The sequence below is a fragment of the Streptomyces sp. NPDC055140 genome (assembly GCF_053607285.1).
In genome coordinates this window covers 778577-799554 of sequence record NZ_JBSGTG010000002.1, presented here as the reverse complement: position 1 = coordinate 799554, position 20978 = coordinate 778577, and the positions used below count along the sequence as shown (strand labels likewise).

Sequence of the window (20978 nt, the reverse complement as noted above, 5' to 3'; positions counted from 1 at the left end):
AACCCCCTACGGGCTGACGAGCACCGCGCACGACTGCGGCGGGACGGTGAGCAGGCCGTCCTCGCCCGGCAGCCCCACCGGCTCCCACGCGGCGAGCACCCGGTAACCGTTCCGCCCGACCGGCACCGCGGCCGGCTCGTCCGACAGGTTCACCGCCACCCGCAGATCACCCCGCCGGTACGCGATCCAGCGGGCCTCCTCGTCGTACGCCACCCGCACGGCCGCGAGGTCGGAGTCCGTCAGGTCGGCCCGGGCATGGCGCAGCGCGATCAGCTCGCGGTACCAGGCCAGCACGCGCGCGTGAGGGCCGCTGTCCGGCTCCGACCAGTCCAGGCAGGAACGCTCCCGGGTCGCCGGGTCCTGCGGATCGGGGATGTCCTCCTCGGCCCACCCGTGCGACGCGAACTCCCGCCGCCTGCCCTTGCGTACGGCGTCCGCGAGCGCCGGGTCGGTGTGGTCGGTGAAGAACTGCCACGGGGTGCCGGCGGCCCACTCCTCGCCCATGAACAGCATCGGCGTGAAAGGCCCGGTCAGCACGAGCGTCGCCGCGCACGCGAGGAGCCCGGGGGACAGGCTCGCGGAGAGCCGGTCGCCCTGCGCGCGGTTGCCGATCTGGTCGTGGGTCTGGGCGTAGCCGAGCAGCCGGTGCGCGGGGGTGCGGGTGCGGTCGACGGGGCGCCCGTGATGCCGGCCCCGGAACGTCGAGTACGTGCCGTCGTGGAAGTAGCCCCGGGTCAGGGTCTTGGCGAGCGCGGCCATCGGCGCCTTCGCGAAGTCCTCGTAGTAGCCCTGGGACTCGCCCGTCACCGCCGTGTGCAGGGCGTGGTGGAAGTCGTCGCTCCACTGCGCCTGGAGCCCGAGGCCGCCGTGGTGGCGCGGGGTGATCACACGCGGGTCGCCGAGGTCGGACTCGCCGACCAGGAACAGGGGTCTGTCCTGCTCTTCGGCCAGGGCGTCGACGGCCGTGGACAGCTCCTCCAGGAAGTGGACCGCGCGCGTGTCGCACAGCGCGTGCACCGCGTCGAGGCGCAGTCCGTCGATCCGGTAGTCGCGCAGCCAGGCGAGGGCACTGCCGACGAGGTACGCGCGCACCTCGTCGGAACCGGGGGCGTCGAGGTTGACCGCGGCGCCCCAGGGCGTGTGGTGGGTGTCGGTGAAGTACGGCCCGAACGCGGGCAGATGGTTGCCCGAAGGGCCCAGGTGATTCTGGACCACGTCAAGGACGACGCCGAGCCCGAGCCCGTGCGCCATGTCGACAAAACGCTTCAGCGCCTCGGGGCCCCCGTACGGCTCGTGCACCGCCCAGGGGCTGACGCCCTCGTAGCCCCAGCCGTGCTTCCCGGGGAACGGGCACAGCGGCATCAGCTCGACATGGGTGATGCCCAACTCGACCAGATGACGCAGGTGTTCGCCTGCGGCGTCCAGCGTGCCCTCGCGCGTGAAGGTCCCCACGTGCAGCTCGTACAGGACCGCGCCCGGCAGGCCGCGCTCCGGCCCCGAGGGTGAGCGCCACGTGTACCGCGCGTGGTCGACGACCGCGCTCAGGCCGTCGGGCCCGTCCGGCTGGCGGCGTGAGCGGGGGTCGGGCAGCACCGGCCCGCCGTCGAGCGCGAACCCGTAGCGCGTGCCGTCCTGCGCGTCCGCCTCGCCCGTCCACCACCCCTCGCGGTCCGGGTCGCGCTCCAACGCGCGCGTGGTGCCCTCGCAGTGGAGCGCGACCCGCTCTGCCTGTGGTGCCCACACCTCGAACTGCACGGACGGTTCCCCCTTGTCTGCCGACAGTGACGACCCGTCCATCCTGCGTCAGCGGAGATCGATCCGCTGGGATTCGCGGCGGGTTCCGCGCATTCCTCGCCGGATCGGACCCGCCGGCCGAACCGGCCGGTGAACCTCAGACGAAATTGATGCGCTTCTCCGTGACCGGGTACCCGGCCTTCCTGAAGTTCGCCGCCATCGGGAAGTTCCCGTCGTCCGTCGCCCCGGCGATGAACTCGGCGCCGTGTTCCACCAGCAAGTGCGTCGACTCGACGAGCAGGTCGTACGCGTATCCGTGACCGCGCTGCTCCGGCACCACGCCGATGAACCCGATGCACGGCCCGCCGGGGTTGTGGGCGGGGATGTGCAGGCCGACCAGCTCGCCCTGCGGCGTGTACGCCAGCTGCCACCACTCGCGCGGGGACGGGCACCAGTGGAAGAAGTCCAGCTCCTCCTGCGCGGCCGTGTCGATGCCTGACTCCTCGATGGCGTGCCGCGCGTGCGCGTCGAGCGTCGCCGAGTGGACCCGGCGCAGCACGTCGAGGATCACCTCGTCGTCGGGTTCGGCCCGGAACTCCAGGCGTCCGGGGCGCTCCGGCAGGCCGTTGTCCGGCGTCCACCGGTAGCGCAGCCGCTCCACGAGGAGCTTCTTGCCGGCCCGCGTGACCGCCTCCATCCGCGCCTCGGCGGCTGCCCGCGTCCGCGGGTCCTCACTCCAGCCCGCGGGCAGGATCAACTCGTACTCGACGTCGAACGGGGCCTGCCGCAGCAGTTCGGCGCCCGCTTCGATGTCGTCCTCCAGGACGTCGAACCAGTTCAGGTTCACCGGTTCCGTGTCGTCCTTGCCGCCCCACCAGGCGGCCCGCGCGACCACGCGCCCCTCGCGCAGCGCGACCCAGGTCCAGTCGGGGCGGTAGTCGCCGCCCTCGGCGACGGTGCGATATCCGACGCCGGTGATGACGCGGCCCACGAGGCCCGGATCCTCGAACGTACGGAAGAGTGGAACGTCCTCTTCGGTCAGTGCGCGGACGACCGGACGGGCGTCGTCGTGCGTCGGGTGCGGGTTTCCATGCGGTGCAGCAGTCAAGAAATCTCCTGGTCCACGCGAACGCGCCCGGTGGCGGTCCGGGCTGCCGAACGTAGCACCGGGCCCGCGCCGGGCGCGCCCGGTTTTCCGCACACCGCGTCGAGCCACTGTCCTTGCTGGTCAAGGCCGTACGGGGGCGAGTTGAAGTTCGTCGTTTTCTGGACACCTCGGCCGCGCTGCCGGACAATCACGTACGTGACCTCCTCGTTCGAGCACCATACGTACCCCGCGCGGCTGTCCGACGCCGAGCGCGACAGGGCGTTGCGGGAGCTCCGCGAGGGCGCCGCACTCGGCAGGCTGTCGCACGACACGTTCGTACGGCGCATGGAGCTGGCGCTCGCCGCCCGCCGGTCCGACGAACTCGCCGCGCTCACCGCCGATCTGCACACCGAGGGCCGCTGGTCCCGGGTGGTCTTCGGCACGGTGGCGGCGGTCTCGGGCTTCACGGTGCGCCTGCGCGGGGCGTGGCAGCGCGAGCGTCTCCCGAAGCTGCAGCTGCCGTCGCCGGACAACCCCTACCCGCTGCGCATCGGGCGCGACCCGGCGAACGGACTGCGGCTCAGCCACGAGACCGTCTCCCGGGTGCACGCCGAACTGAGCAGGCAGGGCGGCATGTGGGTGCTGCGTGACCTCGGCTCCACCAACGGCACGTCCGTCAACGGGCGGCGGGTGGTCGGCGCGGCGGTCGTCCAGGACGGGGACCAGGTCGGCTTCGGACGGATGTCGTTCCGGCTCTCCGCCGACTCCGCCTGACTCGGGGACGTTGCAACTCCGTTGGCTTCAGGGGGCGTTCGCGGTCAGTCGCCTGCCGTGAGCGTGTGCCGCACGGCCGCGACGGTCGTCCGCGACTGGTGCTCGACCTGGTGCTCCAGCGGCACCCAGCGCGCCCTGAACCGCTCGGCGAACGCGTCGCACCAGTGCGTCACCAGTTGCTCGAGACGCTCCGCGTCCGGGTCGTCCGCCTCCTTCAGGACCCGCAGGAGCATCGCGGCGGCCCGCAACGGCAGCCGTCTGGAGAACGCGTCGATGCTCCCCACGTACGCCATCGTGGCGTCCGGCGGCGGAGGTTGCAGCCAGTCGCCCGCGAGGCCCGGCACGAGCGCCACGGCCCAGCGTGTCGCCCGCATCAGCGGCCCGTCCACCTCGGGAAGTCGCGGCAGCGCCGACTGGAGGATCTCCTCCACCAGGAGCGTGTCCCGGCTCAGCCGCTGCGCCAGGCGCCGCAGCGCCCGGTCGGGGGCGGGGTGCGGCGCCGGGTCGTCCACGAGGTCGCTCGCCCACATCGGGACCTCGACGATCGCCGTGCGGCCCCCGTAGCGGTGGGCGTGGTGCCAGGTGCTGTGCCGGGCGTCGTCCGGCAGGCTCGGGAACGCGGCCTCCGCGCCCGGCTCCGGCATCACATGGACGCCGGGGCCCGTCGCGGGCCAGCCCGCCGCGTCCGAGGCCCCCGTCTCCACCGGGATGTGCAGCTCTGCCGCCGACTTGGCGAACGGCTCCGCGAGCCCCGGTATGTCCCGCGTCAACTGCACCCAGCTGCCGCCCAGATCGGTGCCGTGCAGCGACACCTGGAGAAAGGGGCGCAGCTCGTCGATGACCCCGGTCAGGGTCCGCGTCTCGGGCGGCAGCCGGTTCGGCGGCAGCACGGAGGGCGACCACTCGGGCTGTTCGGGGCCCGCGGGGCGGAAGAAGTGCCGGTGGTAGTCGAGCAGGGTGCGCGGCGCGGGCGTGCGGTGCAGATCCGCGCCGTCCGGGTCGGCGCACAGCAAGAAGTGCCAGGAGCAGTCGGTGCGCAACTCCCGCTCCATCAGGGCACGTTCGGCGAGGCGCAATAGAGTGGAGCCACCGGCCGGCTCGTTCGCGTGGGCTCCCGCGACCACGAGCACCGCGCGGTGGTCGTGCCCCACCGACAACAGGTGCAGCGGCCGGCCCGCGCGTGAGGTCCCGACCTGGCGTAGAACGCACAGGTCGGGTCGGTGAGTCGCCAGCTCCCGTGCTGACTGGACCAGTTCGGCCACATTCGGGTAGCGCTGCTCCGTCAGGTGACTCACCCCCGTTGGTGCTCCACGCGTCGCATCCCGCAGTACCCCACGCTCCGCGGCACCTGTCAAGAAGGCCGCATCCGGTGCCGCACTGCTGGTGCGGCCCGCGGTCCGCCAGGCTGAGGAACGTCTCGCCGACGGTCTCGGAGAGCGTGGGGCGGGCGTGGAGGTGCCGGGCCACGGCATGCCCTTCGCGACGGCCGAGCGGCAGCCGGAGCCGAGGGCAGCCGGAGCGGTCGGCGAGGACTGCGTCGTCGTTTCGGCGAAACCCCCCGTGGAAGCGCACCCTGACGGTGTTCCCACGGGTGCCTCCGACCCGCGCCGCGGCGGACTTCGTGGAGCTGCTGTGCAGGTCATGGCCGTACGCCCAGGCGCCCGCCTCACCCGTACGGGCGTACGAGGACTGCGGCGAGGAGCCCGCGATGGTCCGCTGATGAAGACTCGCGCGTCTACCGGCGCGCACCGGCACAAGGCTGGGGGCTCGGCGATGCGCGCAGTTCCGGGAGCCCAGGACCCGGCCGGGATCACCGGCCCGGCCGCCGAGGGCCCCGGCACCTGCCCCTTCGTGCCGTCCGACGTCGCGGAGGCGCCCGGCGCCGGTGGGCTCCGCCCCGCACCCGGCCACCGCGGTCCCGACGAACCGCCCCCGGCCAGCCTCCGCGCACCGGGGACCGACCGCGACCCCTACCCCCTGTACCGGACGCTCAGGACGTCGTACCCCCTCGTCCACGACGAGGCCTTCGGGGCGTGGCTCATCAGCCGCTACGGGGACGTGCGCGCCGCGCTCGCCGATCCACGGCTCGTCGCCCCGCCGCCGGGACGGACCCTGGCGCACCTGGAGGACCGCACCCACGCCGTGCACCGCGCACTGCTCCAGCCGGCGCTGCGCGGCCGCGCCCTGGCCGCTCTGCGAGCCGGCGTGGAACGCGCCGCGTACGTGCTCGCCCGTCGCCTGTCGGAGCGTCAGGAAGCCGATCTTGTCGCGGAGTTCTGCCAGTGGCTGCCGGCCCTGGCGGCGGTGACCGCGCTCGGGCTGCCCCATGAGGACACCGCGCGCGTGCGCGAGTGGTGCCGCGAGGGCCTCACGCACCTCGGCGACGGCCACGGGGACCTGGACGCCTTTCTGCGCCCCCATGTCGCACGCCGCCGGGCGCGTCCCGGCGGCGACCTGCTGTCCGTCCTCAGCACCGCACGGGCGGAAGGCAGCCACCTCCCTGACGAGACCGTCGTCGGCCTGGCCGGGACGCTGCTCGGCGCCGGAGGCGAGGCCACGCATCTCGCGCTCGCCTCGTTCCTCGCCAACCTGCTCGACCACCCTGCCCAGTTGAGGCTCGTACGGGAGCGTCCCGCGCTGATACCGGCGGCCTGGGTGGAGTCCCTGCGCCGCGACCCCGCTGTGCACATCGTGCTGCGCCGCGCCCTCGTGCCCGTCGTCACCGGCGCCGGGACGATACCCGCGGGCGCCGACGTCGCCTGTCTCGTGGGCGCCGCGGGCCGCGACCCGACGCGCTTCGCCGTCCCCGACCGCTACGACCTCCTGCGCCCGGCGCCCGGACAGCTGGCCTTCGGCGCGGGCCGTCACCGCTGCCTCGGCGTGCAGCTGGCCCGCCTCACCGCCGAGTGCGCGCTGCACGCCCTCCTGGAGGCCCTCCCGCACCTGCGCTGGGCCCCCGGCGGGCGGCCCGCCTCCGCCGGCCTGATCACGCGCGGCCCGAAGACCCTCCCGGTACTCCTCAGCTGACGGTCGCGCGTACGAGGAGCGCCACCGGATGCCGGTCGAACAGCTTCTCCACGCGCGCGTGGCCCGTGAACTCGTTTCCCGGGGCGAGCAGGTCGACCCACTGGCCCTCCGGGAGTGACAGCTCCGTGTCGCGCCAGCCGCCCGCCTCCGTGAGGCGCAGCGACAGTCGGGTCGCGGCGGCGACGACCTCTCCGGAGCGCGCGAATGCCACACAGTGCGCGGCGCCCGCCCCCCGCGCGGGCAGGGGCTCGTACGTCGACCCGCCGCCGAACCACTCCGGGTGTGCCCGGCGCAGCCGCAGCGCGGCGACGGTGAGCGCCAGTTTCTCGCCGGACAGGTCGCCGGGGACGGACCCCTCATCGGAGTCGAGCCGCTCCAGCAGATCCAGGTCGAAGCGGGCCGGTGCACGGTTGTCCGGGTCCACCAGCGCCCGGTACTCGCGCTCCGTGCCCTGATAGACGTCCGGCACCCCCGGCATCGTCAGATGGGCGAGAGCGGCCCCCAGGACGTTCGCCCGCACATGGGGCCGCAACGAGTCCGCGAACGCGGCGACGGCCTCCCTGGGCGGCCCGCACGGGCCCGCGGCCACGAAGTCGCACACCGCCTTCTCGTAGTCCGCGTCCGGCTCGGTCCAGCTCGTGTGCAGCCCCGCCTCGCGCACGTGCTTGAGCATCGCGCCCTGGAGCCGCTCGCCGTCCTGGTCGCCGAACCCGACCGCCGTCTGCCAGGCCGCCCATGCCAGTTGGGGATCGGGCGCACTCGCACCGCCCTCGCGCGCCGTCTGCTCGGTGACGTCCGCGAGCAGATCGGCCCAGCGCCCGGGACACTGCGTGAGCACGGAGATTCCGGCCCGCACATCGGCGCTCCGCTTGGTGTCGTGGGTCGAAAGCACGGTGCCCGTGTACGGCCAGTCGCGCTGCACGCGCGCGCAGTACGCGTGGAACGACTCCGGGTCCACCGCCGGGCTCTGCGGCGTCCCGCCGACCTCCGTCGCCGACAGGAGGGGCGCGTGCCGGTAGAACGCCGTGTCCTCGACCGCCTTGGCCCGCAGCGCGGACGCCGTCTGCGCGAACCGCGCCCGGAACGCCTCGTGTTCGGGCCCCGAACCGCGCTTCCCGAGCGCCAGCTCCCGCACGGTGTCCACCGCCTCGGCCTCCCCGGCGACGGCGAACACCCCCTTGGCGTCCTCGGCGTCACCGGGCGTGAGCACGGTCTCGGGGTCCACGCCCCCGGTCACGTACGGCCGGTACACGTCGAGGCGCACCAGGAGTTCGCGTACGGCGGCGCGCAGGGCCCACGGGGCGTGGTCGCGCAGGGCGGCGTCGGCGGCGCACAGCCGCCCCGCGTCGCGCGTGAGGCGGTCCACCTCGGCCGCCAGCTCGTGCGTGACGACCTTGTACGCGGCGCGCCGCGCCGTGGCGTCCCAGTCGCCGCCCCGGTCGGCGGGGGCCGCCGTGAAGCGGCGGAACAGGCCGAGCAGTTCGTCCGCGCCCGACGGATCGGTGAACAGGCCGTCGATCCGGCGCAGCGCGTCGTAGCCCGTCGTACCGGCCACCGGCCAAGCGGCGGGCAGCTGTTCGTCCTCGCCGAGGATCTTCTCGACGACGGTCCAGCGCCCGGCGGCCGCGTCGGCGAGGTCCTTCAGATACGCGCCGGGGTCCGCGAGGCCGTCGGGGTGGTCGACGCGCAGCCCGTCGAGTACGCCCTCGCGCAGCAGCTGGACGATCTTCTCGTGGGTGGCGTCGAACACCTCCCGGTTCTCCACGCGGACCCCGATGAGGTCCGAAATGGTGAAGAAACGCCGGTAGTTGAGCTCGGTGCGGGCCAAGCGCCACCAGCCGAGCCGGTACCACTGCGCGTCGAGCAGCTCCGGAAGGGGCAGCGTCTCCGTGCCCTCGCGCAGCGGGAACGCGTGCTCGTAGTAGCGCAGCACACGCCCGTCCACCTCCAGGTGTTCCAGCTCGTGGCTCAGCCGGTGGCCGAGCACGGGCAGCAGGACCCGCCCGCCCTGCGCCTCCCAGTCGATGTCGAACCAGTGCGCGTAAGGGGAGTGCGGCCCGTCCCGCAGTACCTCCTGGAGGGGCCGGTTGAGCCCGGCCGCCGACGCCATGTGGTTGGGCACGATGTCGGCGATCAGACCGAGCCCGTGCTCCCGCGCCGTCCGCGCGAGCGCCCGCAGCCCCGCCTCACCGCCCAGCTCGTCCCGCACGCGCGCGTGGTCCACGACGTCGTACCCGTGCGTGGAACCGGGTACGGCCTCCAGGACCGGCGACAGATGCAGGTGCGAGACACCCAGCGAGGCCAGATACGGGACGGCTCCGGCCGCCGCGGCGAACGGGAACGCCGGCTGGAGCTGCATCCGGTACGTGGCCGTGGGCGGGGCGGGGACCTCGCCCTCTTGATGGTCCGGTGTCATGCGCGTCATGCGAACCTACGTACCCGCCCCGGCGTCTTTCGTGTCATCGCCGCATGCATATGTCACCGGCGCCGTCGATAGCTTCGAACGATGGCACAGGCAGCGGGGGGAACGTCGGCGACATACCGCGAGGTGCTCGGGGCGACCGGGGCACTGCTCCCGGTGATCTCGTTCTTCGGGCGACTGCCGGTGGCGGTGATCCAGTTCGGCAGCGTCCTGCTGATCACCAGGACGAGCGGTTCCCTCGCGACCGGAGGGACCGTGGCCTGCGCGCTCGCGCTCGGACAGGTGGCCATGGGGCCCGTCGTCGGCCGGCTCGCCGACCGGCGCGGGCAGCGGAGCGTCGTCCTGTGCTGCTCGCTGCTGAACGCCCTCGCGATCGGCTGCTACACGCTCGGCGCCCTCGCGGGACTCCCCACGCCGCTCCTGGTGGCGCTCGGCGTGCTCGCCGGGGCGACGGTGCCGGGGATCGGCCCGCTGGCCAGGGCCCGGGGCGTCGCGCTCGTCCGCCGCGGGGGTGCGGACGAGCGCGTCGTGAACACGGTGCTGTCACTAGAGAGCACGATGGACGAGCTGTCGTTCGTCCTCGGGCCCGCGCTGATCGGCGTCGCGGCCTTCGTCGGCCACCCCGCGTACGCGTTCGGGGCCGCCGCCCTCCTGGTCGCCGGCTGCGGCACGGCGTTCGCGCTGCACCCGACGGCGACGGCGACGGCGGTCCGGCCCGCGACGGCGCCCGCCCCCAAGGAGCCGCGGGCCCGGCGCCCCCGCATGCCGCGCGAGGTCCGGCTCGTGCGCCTCGGCCTCGTCCTCCTCGGCGTCCTCCTGGGCGGCTGCGGGGCCGGGATCACGGCGCTCACCCAGGAGCTCGGCCAGGAGGACCAGGCGGGCCTCGTCTACGCCGCCATGGGCGTCATGAGCGCCGCCGTCGGCCTGTCCATGGCCGCCGTGCCGGAGCGCTTCGGGCTCGCGGCGCGCTGGCGGGTCGCCACGGCCGCCGCCGCGCTCCTGTCCCTCCTGCTGATCGGCACGCAGAGCATGCCGGGCCTCTACGTGGCGGTGACCGTGTTCGGCGCCGTCTTCGCGCCGAACCTGATCACCGGCTTCGGACTCACCGAACGCGCCGTGCCGCGCGAACGTCTCGCCGAGGGCATGACGTTCGCCGCGAGCGCCTTCGTCGGCGGGCAGGCGGTCACGCTCGCCGTGGCGGGCCGCCTCGCCGAGTCCCACGGCCCCGCCGCGGCGTTCACCGTCGGCAGCGTGGCGGCGGCCCTCGCGTTCGGCGTCGCACTTCTCGTCAAGGCCCCGGCGGGACCAGGAGTCAGGCCGGTCGCTGCAACACCGTCAGGCTCCGGTCGAGGAGCGTGAGGCGGTCACCGGCCTGTACCTTCGCGCCGGTCCCGAGGGGCATGCCTTCGGGCAGCGCCGTGTCCACGACGACCTCCCACTGCCGGCCGTGGTTGACCGGCACGAGGAACTCCAACACGTCGGGCGACGCGTTGAACAGCAGCAGGAACGAGTCGTCCGAGATGCGCTCGCCCCGGGGACCCGGCTCCGAGATCGCGTGCCCGTTGAGGAACACCGACAGGGCCCGCGTCTGCGCCGCGCCCCAGTCGTCCCGCGTCATCTCCTCGCCCTCCGGAGTGAACCAGGCGATGTCGCTCAGCTCGTCGTGGGTGCCCTCGACCGGCCGCCCGTGGAAGAAGCGGCGCCTGCGGAACACCGGGTGGTCACGCCGGAGCCGCGCCATCGCGCGCGTGAACGCCAGCAGGGCGTCCTGCTCGCCGTCCTCGGGCCAGCGCACCCAGGCCAGCTTGCTGTCCAGGCAGTAGGCGTTGTTGTTGCCGTACTGCGTGCGCCCCAGCTCGTCCCCGTGGCTGAGCATCGGCACGCCCTGGGAGAGCATCAGCGTCGCGATGAAGTTGCGGATCTGACGGTTCCGCAGGCCGAGCACCCCGGGGTCGTCGCTGTCGCCCTCCGCACCGCAGTTCCACGACCGGTTGTGACTCTCCCCGTCGCGGTTGCCCTCGCCGTTCGCTTCGTTGTGCTTCTCGTTGTACGAGACCAGGTCGCGCAGGGTGAAACCGTCGTGGCACGTGACGAAGTTGATGGAGGCGAGCGGCCGGCGGCCGTCGTCCTGGTAGAGGTCGGACGAGCCGGTCAGCCGTCCGGCGAACTCGGCGAGGGTGCGCGGTTCGCCCCGCCACAGATCCCGGACGGTGTCCCGGTACTTGCCGTTCCACTCCGTCCACAGCGGCGGGAAGTTGCCCACCTGGTAGCCGCCCTCGCCGACGTCCCACGGCTCGGCGATCAGTTTCACCTGGGAGACCACCGGATCCTGCTGCACGAGGTCGAAGAACGACGACAGCCGGTCCACCTCGTGGAACTGTCGCGCCAGCGTGGCCGCCAGGTCGAAGCGGAACCCGTCGACGTGCATCTCGGTGACCCAGTAGCGCAGCGAGTCCATGATCATCTGGAGGACGTGCGGAGAGCGCATGAGCAGCGAGTTCCCGGTGCCCGTGGTGTCCATGTAGTAGCGGCGGTCGTCGGCGAGGCGGTAGTACGAGGCGTTGTCGAGGCCCCTGAAGGACAGCGTCGGGCCCAGGTGGTTGCCCTCGGCCGTGTGGTTGTAGACGACGTCGAGGATGACCTCGATCCCGGCCTCGTGCAGCGCCCGCACGGCCGACTTGAACTCCAGGACCTGCTGTCCGCGGTCGCCCCAGGACGCGTAGGCGTTGTGGGGGGCGAAGAAGCCGACGGTGTTGTAGCCCCAGTAGTTGTTCAGGCCCATCTCCACCAGCCGGTGGTCGTTGACGAACTGATGGACCGGCATCAGTTCGAGCGCCGTCACGCCCAGCTCCGTGAGGTGCTCCAGGATCGCCGGGTGCGCGAGCGCCGCGTAGGTGCCGCGCAGCTCCTCCGGGAGCGCCGGGTGCGTCATCGTGAGGCCCTTCACATGGGCCTCGTAGATCACCGTGTGGTGGTACTCGGTGCGCGGCGGACGGTCGTCGCCCCAGTCGAAGTACGGGTTGACCACGACCGACGTCATCGTGTGCGGCGCCGAGTCCAGGTCGTTGCGCTTGTCGGGCGCCCCGAAGGGATACCCGTACACCGCCTCGCCCCAGTCGATCCGGCCGCTGATCGCACGTGCGTACGGGTCGAGGAGCAGCTTCGACGAGTTGCACCGCTGCCCGCGCTCCGGGGTGTACGGGCCGTGTGCGCGGAAGCCGTACCGCTGGCCCGGCATGATGCCGGGCAGATACGCGTGCCGCACAAAGGCGTCGGTCTCCCGCAGCTCCACCGCGGTCTCCGACCCGTCGTCGTGCAGCAGACACAGCTCTATGCGCCGGGCGGCCTCCGAGAAGACCGCGAAGTTGGTGCCGGCGCCGTCGTAAGTGGCACCGAGTGGATACGCCTGTCCAGGCCAGACCTGCATGGGTACGACTCTTCCACTCCCGGCCCGGATACCCCGGGCGACTCCCGCCAGAGTCTTCCCGAAAGTGACGGAACCACCTAGGAATTGGGCCCCTCTTAAAGGAAGACCACGCATACCCGTCCGCCCACAGGTGGGGCCGCGGGGACAACAGGGGGAAGATGTGCGAGAGCTCGCAAGACGCCATCTGGGGAAAATGATGGCGGGAGCGGCCGTCGCGGCCGCGGCGACCGCCGTGCTGCTGGGCGTGACCCTGCCGGGGGAGGCGGGCGCGGGTGACCAGGCCGAGGCCGGCTCCGCCCAGCAGGACGCGATCCCGAAGGACGGCGTGGTGGAGGCCGCGCCGAAGGAGGGCGACAAGGGCGTCGGCAGGGACCCGTTGACCGACGACGAGATCAAGCGCGCCGAACAGATCGCCGTCGCGAGCAACGGACTGCGCAGGAGCGCGCGGGACGTCGAGGGCGACCGGGGGCCGCAGCACCTGTCCACGAACCTCAGCGAGGTGGACCCCACGCAGAGCGGCGCGCAGGCGGCAGAGCGGCGCGCCGAGGTCGTCTACTACGACTACAAGGCCGACACGGTCGTGACCAGGACCGTGAACCTCGACAGCGGCAAGGTCGAGAACACCGACACGGCGCACGGCGTGCAGCCGCCGCCGAGCCCCGGCGAGCTGCGGGAAGCCACCCAGCTCCTCATCGCGGACCCGATCGGCGCCGGCCTGAAGAAGGACTACAAGGACGCCACCGGCAAGCAGCTCACGAGCACGGACCAGCTCGAACTGAGCGGCATGGTCTTCCGCAAGGAGACCGTCGCCCACGTCCCGTCGGGCCTCACCGCCTGCGGCGAGCACCGGTGCCTGCGCGTCGTCACCAAGGTCAGGAACGGGCCGTGGATCGACACCCGCGCCCTGGTCGTCGACCTCAGCGCGCGCACCGTCGGCCGCCTCGGCTGAGCCTCCACGCACTCTTCTCTCTCTTCTCCTCCTGTTCGAAGGAGTCATTCCGTATGCACGTCAACAGACTTCGGCGCGCCCGCGCCCGGGCCGCCGTCGCCCTCACGTCCCTCGCGCTGCTCGGCACCGCCGTCAGCGCCGCGGGCCCCGCCACCGCCGCCCCGCAGGCGCCCGCCGCCGCGGCCCCGGCCTGCAGCACCGCGTACAAGATCGAGCAGGTCCTCGACGGGGGCACGACCTGGCGCATGTGCTGGCACTACAACACGCTGTCCGGGCTCGTCCTCGACAACGTCAGCTACCAGCCCAAGGACGAGCCCAAGCCGATCGCCGTCCTCACCAGCGCCCGCCTCGCGCAGGTGCACGTCCCCTACGACGACGGCGAGAACGAGTACGACGACGTCACCGGCACCGACTTCGGGTACGCCCTGCAGAACCTGAAGCCCGGCGAGTGCCCCGGCGGCACCATCAAGACCGTCAAGGTGCCCGACCGGGGCAACGTGCAGGGCCTGTGCACCACCACGCGCGCGCGTGGGCACGCGTACCGGCTCAACGACGACGCGAGCACCGGCGGCAGCGGCAAGGTCTACACCGCCCAGGGCAAGGACCTCCTCGTCTACACGGTCAACAAGGCGTCCTGGTACGAGTACATCACCGAATGGCGGTTCTCCTCCGACGGGACGATCACGTCGAACGTCGGCGCGACCGGCAGCCTCTCCCCGTACGACTACAACGGCACGGACGGCAAGGGCTGGCCGATCGGCAAGGGCGCCCGCGCCTACGCCGAGAGCCACGCCCACAACGTCTTCTGGCGGCTCAACTTCGGCCTCGACGGCTCTCCCAAGAGCAAGGTCGAGCAGTACGACTCCAAGGTCACCGCGCCGCGCGGCAGCGGCAGCCCCACCACGAAGACCACCCGCACCCCCGTCACCAAGGAACTCGCCGGTGACGCGAAGGACATGCGCTGGTGGCGGGTCGTCAGCACCGCTGGCAAGAACAAGGACGGCCACCCCAGGTCCTACGAGTTCGTGCCCGGCCGCTCCAGCAAGTTCCCCGGCCGTTCGTTCACCAAGCACGACGTGTACTTCACCGAGTACAAGAAGTGCGAGCAGTACGCGAGCGACAACCCGGCCGGGCACTGCGGCGGCGCCAGCGTCGACAAATGGGTCGGCGGGCAGACGCTCACGCACCCGATCACCTGGGTCAACATCGGGTTCCACCACATCGCCCGGGATGAGGACCAGCAGCCGATGCCGGTCCACTGGCAGGGCTTCTCACTGGCCCCCAGGGACGTGACCGCTATGAATCCGCTCACTCCCGCCGACCTCGCGGACCAGAACGGCGTGCCCAGAAACGGCAGTTGAGAAACTACCCTGCCCATCCGGCTGCACCGCCGACCGCTCCCGGAGTACCCTTCCTTGATCGTTGCTGGGGTTGCTCGGGGGAGCGGAAGGCGGTGCGTGGGTGAGCTCGGGTGGGCTGGAGCTGCCCCCTGGTGACGCAGGTCACGAGGGGAGCTCCGCTGACGTCCCGCCCGGAGCGGTGTCCTTGGCACGGCCCATGGACATGGGATCCCAGATCGGACCGGAGTCGGAGTTCGCCTGGGGCGCCGACGCCTGGAGCGAGGTCCGTACGCGCGCGCAGCGGGCCGGCCGCGCCTACATCTGGCTGAACCTGGTCGAACAGCGGCTGCGGGCCGTGGTGGCCGCCGTGCTGCGTCCCATCTACGAACCCGTCCACGGGGACGACTGGGTCGTGGCGGCCGCCGGGCCCGCCGGGCAGGAGTGGGTCCAGCGGGCCGTCGCCGTGCGCGAGGTGAGCCGCCGCAAGGGCTATCTGCTCGACCCGGCCGACGACAACGTCCTCAGCTTCCTCACCCTGCCGCAGTTGCGCGAGCTGATGGTGCAGCACTGGCCCTGCTTCGAGCCGTACTTCGACGACCGCCGTGACGTCGAACTCGCCCTCGACGAGCTCGAGGTGACGCGGAACGTCGTCTCGCGCAACCGCGCCCTGTCCGAGGCCGTCCTCGCCCAGGCCGAGCGCGCCTCCGGGCGGCTCCTGGAGATGCTCGGCGCGGGCTCGGACGTCCCGTCCGCCCGCAGGCTCCCGGTGGACGCCGTCGAGGAACTCGTCGGCGACCGGTACGCCGACGTCGTGGGCGTGCACCCGGACCGGGTGCGGCTCCTGCGCCAGTTCCCGGCCGAGGACATCTTCGGCGGCGCGCGCCGCCTCGACGCCATCGGCATAGGCCTGAACATGCTGGTGCAGAACTTCTCGGGCCGCCGCCTCGTCCGGCTCGCCGAGTCCGGTTGCCGGGTGCGGCTGCTCTTCCTCAACCCCGCCTCCAGCGCCGTCAAGCGCAGGGAGCGCGAGCTGGGCCTCAAGCGGGGCGAGCTGAGCCGCGCCGTCGAGATGAACATCCTGCACATGCGCCGGGTGCGGGCCCGGCTGCGCGACCCGGGCGCCTTCGAGATCCAGGTCTACGACGAGACGCCACGGTTCACCGCGTATCTCGTCGACGGCGACGGGTCGGACGGCGTCGGGGTCGTCCAGTCGTATCTGCGCCGGGCCAGGGGCATGGAGGCGCCGGTCCTCGTGCTGCGCGGGCCCGGGCGCGTGGTGAAGGCCCACGCCCAGGACGGGGAGGAAGCCGGACTTTTCCCGACGTATCGCGAAGAATTCGAGCTGGCGTGGGCGGACGCCCGGCCTGTGTCCTGACCCCGCCGCACCCCGGGAAGCGGAACGCTCCCGGCCCGTTGTCAGTGCCCCATGTCATCGTGGTGGCCACTGGGGGAGACACGGGGACGCACCATGAAGAAGGGGGCCGCGATGGGATGGCACCAGGAGCTGCTGGTCGGCTTCGACCTGGAGACCACGGGGACGGATCCGCGCGAGGCGCGCATCGTCACGGGCGCGGTGATAGAGGTCAAGGACGCGAGGCCGCTGGGTCACCGGCAGTGGCTCGCGGACCCGGGGGTCGAGATCCCGGCCGACGCGGTCGCCGTGCACGGGATCAGCAACGAGAGAGCGGCGTCCGACGGTGAGCCGGCCGACCGGGTCGCGGACTCCATGGCGGAGACACTCGTCGGATACTGGCGCACGGGCGTGCCCGTCGTCGCGTACAACGCCGCGTTCGACCTGACCCTGCTCTCCGCCGAGCTGCGCCGCCATGGCCTGCCGTCGCTGCGGGAGCGGCTCGGCGGCGTGGACCCGGCGCCCGTCATCGACCCGTACACGATCGACCGCTCGGTGGACCGCTACCGCAAAGGCAAGCGGAACCTCGAGGCGGTGTGCGCGGAGTACGGCGTGACGCTCGAGTCCGCGCACGACGCCTCCGCCGACGCCCTCGCCGCCGCGCGCCTGGCCTCCGCGATAGCCGGCCGCCACCCGAAGGTCGCCTCCCTCGGACCGGCTCGCCTCCACGAATCCCAGATCGAGTGGTACGCGCAGTGGGCGGCGGACTTCCAGTCCTTCCTGCGCCGCAAGGGCGACGCACAGGCGGTGGTCGAGACGACGTGGCCGATGCGGGAGCTGACGGGGCCCGGGGTCTGAGCCGTGAGGCGGGGGCTTCACGGAGCCACCGGCCCGGAGGCCGGTGAAGCCGTGAAGATCCCGCCGCCACCTGGCCGCTCTACACGGCAACCCGCCTCCACTGCTGCGACGCCGCGCCCGTGTACGTCTGCTGGACGACCGCCGTGCCCGTCGCCGTAGAACCGCCGGCCGTGCCGAGGGACTTGCCCGTGCGGACGCACACCAGGCGGACGTGGCCGGCGTCCGTGGACTCCGCGCGCCAGTGCTGGTTGTCCGCGCCGGTGGCCCGGTACTGGACGATCGGGGCGTTCTCCGTGGCCTGGCCGCCGCTGACGTCCGCCGTCAGGCCGGAGTGCACGTTGGTCAGGCGGTGGCCGCCGTCCAGGGCCTTTGCGAACTTCCACTGCTGCGACGCGCCGCCCGTGCGCGCGCCCAGGACCAGCGGCGCGGACTCGGCGGTCCCCGACACCTCGATCGCCATGCCGCTGTCGGCCCGGTTGACGAGTACGTAGCGCTGCGACGCGTACGAGGGGGCCAGGGTGATGCTCGCGCCCGGCTTCAGACTGACGTCCTTCGTCCAGGAGCCGGCCCTTACGCGGGTGGTGCGGCCGCCGGTCGAGGTGAGCCGGAGCTTCGTCGCCACGCCGTCCCTCCACTCCAGGTCGGCCGTGAACCCGCCGCGCACGCCGATGCCGGTGACCTTGCCCGACGCGCCCCACGCGACCGGCAGAGCGGGCAGGAGTTCGACCAGGCCGGGGCGGGAATAGAGGAGCATCTCGATCACGGCGGCCGTCGTGCCGAAGTTGGCGTCGATCTGGAACACCGAGCTGTTGCCGCCCAGTTGGTACATGTCGAAGAAGTTGGGCGCGGTGCCGTTGCTGTGGTTCACGGAGGGCCGCAGCACCGTGCCGACGAGCTGGTACGCCTTCTCCGCGTCCTTCATCCGCGCCCAGCACAGTGCACGCCAGGCGCAGCCCCAGCCGTAGGTGTCCATGCCGCGGGCCGTGAGGCCCTTGTCGACGCCGACGAGGATGTCGTGCGGGCTGCGGTCGCGGCTGACGCGGTCACCGGGGAACAGGCCGACGAGGTGCGAGAGGTGCCGGTGCTGCGTCTCGCCGAGGTTCGCGCCGCCCATCCACTCCTCCAGCCAGCCCGTGGATGGGCTGACACGCGGCAGGTACAGCCTGTCCTGGAGGGCGGCGACACGGCGGGCATACGCCTTGGAGGCGCCGAGGGCCGCCGTGGCGGTGCGGAAGTTCTCGAAGAGCTGCCAGACCAGCTCCTGGGCGTACGTGATGCCGCGCGCGTCGGTCGGGCCGTGTTCCGGCGACCAGTCGTGGTCGTCGACGAGCACCTCGACGTCCGCCCCGGTCCTCGGGTCCTTCACCGTCGCCGTGACGAGCCGCTTCTCCCAGAACGCGCAGGCCCCCTCCAGGAGCGGCAGGATCTTCGCCAGATAGCGCCGGTCGAGGGTGAACTCGTAGTGCTCGAAGAGGGAGTTGCACAGCCAGGCGTTGCCCGCCGGATGCCACCACCAGCCGGGGCCGCCCATGGCGTTGGTGGAGATCGCCGTGGTCCAGCCGGCGATCTCGCCGCTGGTGTTGCGGAAGCCGTTGCGCGGGTCGTTGAACAGCTCGTGGGTGCGCTTCTCCCAGTGCGGGACCTGGGCGAGGCAGTAGTCGGCGAGCGCGTCGAAGCAGTCGGGCAGGCCGGTCCTGTCGGTGGGCCAGTAGTTCATCTGGAGGTTGATGTCGGTGTGGTAGTCCGCCATCCACGCCGGGTCGTTCCGGTCGATCCACAGTCCTTGGAGGTTGAGCGGCAGCGAGGAGCGGGAGCCGCACACTGTGAGGTAGCGGCCGAACTGGACGTAAGACGCCTCGAGTTCGGGGTCGGGGCGGCCACCGGAGGCCTGCCGGGCCAGGAGCCGCTTGTCGGTGTCCAGGGCACGCTGCGCGTCGGTGGACGCGCCCAGGTCGACGCTCATGGTGTCGAACAGGGCGCGGTGGTCGGCGACATGGGCGGCGAGAAGACGGGTCGCGCCGGCCTTCGCCGCTGCGGCGGTCCGCGCGGCGGCGGTGGCATGCGGGTCGGCGTCGCGGTCGATGAACCCGTCGGCGTCGGGGGAGTAGGAGGTGCCGCCGCTCAGGACGAGGAGCACCTCGTCGCAGCCCTCGAAGGTGACCGAGGAGCCGCTCGCGCCGACCGTGCCGCCGTGGTGCGTCGCGGCTCGACCGACAGCGGCGTAGGCGAGGCCGTTGTCGAGTTCCGCGGCGAACCCGGCGGACGCGGTGGCCGGGTCCACGGTGATCGGCTCGCCGCGTGTCCCGGTCATTGTGAGGCGTCCGCTCCAGGTGCCGCCCCCTACGCGGGTGAGCCGGACGACGATCACGTCGTCGGGGTGGCTGCAGTAGATCTCCCGCCGGTAGCGGGTGCCACCGAGCTCGTATTCCACCGTCGTCAGGCCGTTGCTGAGGTCGAGGCGGCGCCGGTAGCCGCTCACGGCGGACAGATCGTGCCCCGGCACCTCCAGATACGCCTTGACGAGGACGCCGTACGAGCCGAAGTGGGCAGTGTCGTAAGGGAATTGGCCGTCCGACTCCAGTGCGTCGTTCGCCCCGCCCGTCCACAGGCTGACGTCCGAGACGGACAGGACCTCGCGGGACGGGTGCCCGGAGACGACGGCGCCGAGGCGGCCGTTGCCGATCGGCAGCCCCTCCCGCATGAGCTGGTCCTCGGCGGCCGGGGACCCGTACCGCAGCGCGAGAGCGTCGGCCTCGGGTACGAGGCGTGGCGCGGCCGGGCGCCCGCCGGGTCTCGGCGCCGCCTGCGCCGCGAAGGCGGGCACTTGACTCAGGGCCAGGAGAGATCCGATGGCTGAGCCGTATTTGAGAACGGAGCGGCGGGAGACGGCGGAGCCGGGTTCAGGGCGTGCGGGCATCAGGTCCTCCAGGCAAGGGTCGGCCAACTCCGCCGTACCTTGCTCCAGGACGTCACCATGGGAAAGAGATCGGATGAATTCGGCGCGAAAGTCCAACAACTCCTGAGCGGGAGTCCAACCGCCGTCTCGCGAGCGGAGGTTCAGCCGCCCACGCCCGAGCGGAGGTTCAGCCAAGCGCCGGGAACGGCACCCGTCAGAACGGGTACCAGCGCACCGCCGGATCCCCGTCCCGCAGAGACGCCACCCTGCGCTCGAACTCCGCGAGCGCCTTGGGGTTGACCGGCGCGTGCTGGGCGACCCAGGCGCAGCTCGCCGTCTCGCGCGCGCCGCGCAGCACGGCGCACCCGTCCCACTCCCGCACGTCCCAGCCGTACGCCCGCGTGAACGCGTCGTACGCCTCGGGGCCGAGGCCGTACCGGTCGCGGGAGAGCGCCATGACGACCAGGTCGTGCTCGCGCAGGTCGGCGGAGAACGTCTCCAGGTCGACGAGGACGGGCCCGTCGGGGCCGATGTGCACGTTGCGCGGCAGCGCGTCCCCATGGATCGGGCCCGGCGTCAGACGCGGGACGAGCGCCGCCGCCGCGTCCGCGAAGCCGTCGCGCCGCGCACGCAGATACGCGGCGTCGGCGGGGTCGATCGCGTCGCCCGCGAGCCGCAGCCACCGCTCGACGCCGCCGAGCAGCTCGCGGCGCGGCAGCGCGAAGGGCGGCGCGGGCAGGGCGTGCACGAGGCGGAGCAGCTCGGCCAGGTCGCGCGGTTCGGCGGGGCGCAGCGCGGCCGGAACGCGGTGCCACAGCGTCACCGGGTGGCCGTCCACGAGGAGCGGTTCCGGCTCGGCGGCGCGCACGGCCGGCACGCCCTGGCCGGCGAGCCAGCCCGCGACGGCGAGCTCGTGCCGCGCCCGCTCCAGGAGTTCGGGGTCGCGGCCCACCTTGACCACGAGGTCGCCGAGCGCGAACACGGCGTTCTCGCCGAGCGCCAGCAGCGCGGCCTCCTGCTCGCCGCCCCGCTGCCCGCCGGGGAGCCCCGCCGCCGCGAGCACCTTCCGCGCCTGCGCCTCGTCCATCACTTGCCTCCCGCCGATCACATGTT

At 72.6% G+C, this 20978-nt stretch carries 15 protein-coding genes; 8 read left to right on the top strand and 7 right to left on the bottom strand.

Annotated features, from left to right (window positions below; translation table 11 throughout):
- Positions 1 to 6: 6 nt before the first annotated feature.
- Together treZ and ACWFR4_RS07360 are read right to left on the bottom strand one after the other, a co-directional pair.
- Entirely contained in the window at positions 7 to 1755 is a 1749-nt protein-coding gene (gene treZ, locus ACWFR4_RS07365) for a malto-oligosyltrehalose trehalohydrolase (protein ID WP_453651331.1), read from the bottom strand.
- A gap of 136 nt (positions 1756 to 1891) precedes the next feature.
- Positions 1892 to 2842: a GNAT family N-acetyltransferase gene (locus tag ACWFR4_RS07360; protein ID WP_453651329.1), complete on the bottom strand. Its 951-nt coding sequence runs from the start codon at positions 2840 to 2842 to the stop codon at positions 1892 to 1894.
- A gap of 195 nt (positions 2843 to 3037) precedes the next feature.
- Here ACWFR4_RS07360 and ACWFR4_RS07355 point away from each other — a divergent pair, with 195 nt between their 5' ends.
- A complete protein-coding gene (locus ACWFR4_RS07355; protein WP_266675091.1) occupies positions 3038 to 3595 on the top strand; it encodes a DUF1707 and FHA domain-containing protein in 558 nt (185 codons plus the stop codon).
- A 44-nt stretch (positions 3596 to 3639) separates the two neighbouring features.
- Here the strand turns inward: ACWFR4_RS07355 and ACWFR4_RS07350 are convergent, their stop codons facing one another.
- Positions 3640 to 4890 (bottom strand): M14 family zinc carboxypeptidase, encoded by a 1251-nt coding sequence (locus tag ACWFR4_RS07350; protein WP_453467616.1) that lies wholly within the window; start codon positions 4888 to 4890, stop codon positions 3640 to 3642.
- 296 nt (positions 4891 to 5186) lie between these two features.
- Between ACWFR4_RS07350 and ACWFR4_RS07345 the strand changes: the two genes are divergently transcribed.
- Positions 5187 to 5315 carry a hypothetical protein gene (locus ACWFR4_RS07345; protein WP_453651327.1) on the top strand — a complete coding sequence of 43 codons (129 nt, stop codon included), beginning with the start codon at positions 5187 to 5189 and terminating at the stop codon, positions 5313 to 5315.
- Positions 5315 to 6622 carry a cytochrome P450 gene (locus tag ACWFR4_RS07340; protein ID WP_453651325.1) on the top strand — a complete coding sequence of 436 codons (1308 nt, stop codon included), beginning with the start codon at positions 5315 to 5317 and terminating at the stop codon, positions 6620 to 6622. Before ACWFR4_RS07345 ends, ACWFR4_RS07340 begins: the two co-directional genes overlap by 1 nt.
- On the opposite strand, the gene treY is transcribed toward ACWFR4_RS07340, so the two are convergent.
- Entirely contained in the window at positions 6615 to 9038 is a 2424-nt protein-coding gene (treY, locus tag ACWFR4_RS07335) for a malto-oligosyltrehalose synthase (protein ID WP_453651431.1), read from the bottom strand. The genes ACWFR4_RS07340 and treY overlap by 8 nt on opposite strands.
- A 90-nt stretch (positions 9039 to 9128) precedes the next feature.
- Here treY and ACWFR4_RS07330 point away from each other — a divergent pair, with 90 nt between their 5' ends.
- Positions 9129 to 10403: an MFS transporter gene (locus tag ACWFR4_RS07330; RefSeq protein WP_453651323.1), complete on the top strand. Its 1275-nt coding sequence runs from the start codon at positions 9129 to 9131 to the stop codon at positions 10401 to 10403.
- On the opposite strand, the gene glgX is transcribed toward ACWFR4_RS07330, so the two are convergent.
- Positions 10357 to 12471 carry a glycogen debranching protein GlgX gene (gene glgX, locus ACWFR4_RS07325; protein WP_453455593.1) on the bottom strand — a complete coding sequence of 705 codons (2115 nt, stop codon included), beginning with the start codon at positions 12469 to 12471 and terminating at the stop codon, positions 10357 to 10359. The genes ACWFR4_RS07330 and glgX overlap by 47 nt on opposite strands.
- Positions 12472 to 12631: 160 nt before the next feature.
- Between glgX and ACWFR4_RS07320 the strand changes: the two genes are divergently transcribed.
- The 4 genes from ACWFR4_RS07320 (at position 12632) to ACWFR4_RS07305 (ending at position 16969) form a co-directional block, all read left to right on the top strand.
- Complete coding sequence (locus tag ACWFR4_RS07320) at positions 12632 to 13420, top strand: Tat pathway signal sequence domain protein (RefSeq protein ID WP_453651321.1); 789 nt, start codon at positions 12632 to 12634, stop codon at positions 13418 to 13420.
- Positions 13421 to 13473: 53 nt separating this feature from the next.
- Positions 13474 to 14781, top strand: coding sequence for a copper amine oxidase (locus ACWFR4_RS07315; protein WP_453455588.1), 1308 nt, complete (start codon positions 13474 to 13476; stop codon positions 14779 to 14781).
- Positions 14782 to 14881: 100 nt separating this feature from the next.
- A complete protein-coding gene (locus ACWFR4_RS07310) occupies positions 14882 to 16135 on the top strand; it encodes an SAV2148 family HEPN domain-containing protein (protein ID WP_376002116.1) in 1254 nt (417 codons plus the stop codon).
- Between the two features lie 111 nt (positions 16136 to 16246).
- The gene (locus tag ACWFR4_RS07305) at positions 16247 to 16969 is read left to right on the top strand and encodes an exonuclease domain-containing protein (RefSeq protein WP_453455585.1); all 723 of its coding nucleotides are present in this window, start codon (positions 16247 to 16249) and stop codon (positions 16967 to 16969) included.
- A 79-nt stretch (positions 16970 to 17048) separates the two neighbouring features.
- Here ACWFR4_RS07305 and ACWFR4_RS07300 read toward each other — a convergent pair whose 3' ends face one another.
- Together ACWFR4_RS07300 and ACWFR4_RS07295 are read right to left on the bottom strand one after the other, a co-directional pair.
- Entirely contained in the window at positions 17049 to 19886 is a 2838-nt protein-coding gene (locus ACWFR4_RS07300; RefSeq protein WP_453651319.1) for a glycosyl hydrolase family 95 catalytic domain-containing protein, read from the bottom strand.
- A 193-nt stretch (positions 19887 to 20079) separates the two neighbouring features.
- Positions 20080 to 20952 (bottom strand): phosphotransferase enzyme family protein, encoded by an 873-nt coding sequence (locus ACWFR4_RS07295; RefSeq protein WP_453651317.1) that lies wholly within the window; start codon positions 20950 to 20952, stop codon positions 20080 to 20082.
- Positions 20953 to 20978: the final 26 nt, after the last annotated feature.

Excerpts from the sequence above, each read along its gene's own strand:
- ACWFR4_RS07340 (WP_453651325.1), top strand. The coding sequence starts at position 5,315 with ATGAAGACTCGCGCGTCTACCGGCGCGCACCGGCACAAGGCTGGGGGC.
- treY (WP_453651431.1), bottom strand. The coding sequence starts at position 9,038 with ATGACACCGGACCATCAAGAGGGCGAGGTCCCCGCCCCGCCCACGGCC.
- ACWFR4_RS07330 (WP_453651323.1), top strand. The coding sequence starts at position 9,129 with ATGGCACAGGCAGCGGGGGGAACGTCGGCGACATACCGCGAGGTGCTC.
- glgX (WP_453455593.1), bottom strand. The coding sequence starts at position 12,471 with ATGCAGGTCTGGCCTGGACAGGCGTATCCACTCGGTGCCACTTACGAC.
- ACWFR4_RS07315 (WP_453455588.1), top strand. The coding sequence starts at position 13,474 with ATGCACGTCAACAGACTTCGGCGCGCCCGCGCCCGGGCCGCCGTCGCC.
- ACWFR4_RS07305 (WP_453455585.1), top strand. The coding sequence starts at position 16,247 with ATGGGATGGCACCAGGAGCTGCTGGTCGGCTTCGACCTGGAGACCACG.
- ACWFR4_RS07300 (WP_453651319.1), bottom strand. The coding sequence starts at position 19,886 with ATGCCCGCACGCCCTGAACCCGGCTCCGCCGTCTCCCGCCGCTCCGTT.
- ACWFR4_RS07295 (WP_453651317.1), bottom strand. The coding sequence starts at position 20,952 with ATGGACGAGGCGCAGGCGCGGAAGGTGCTCGCGGCGGCGGGGCTCCCC.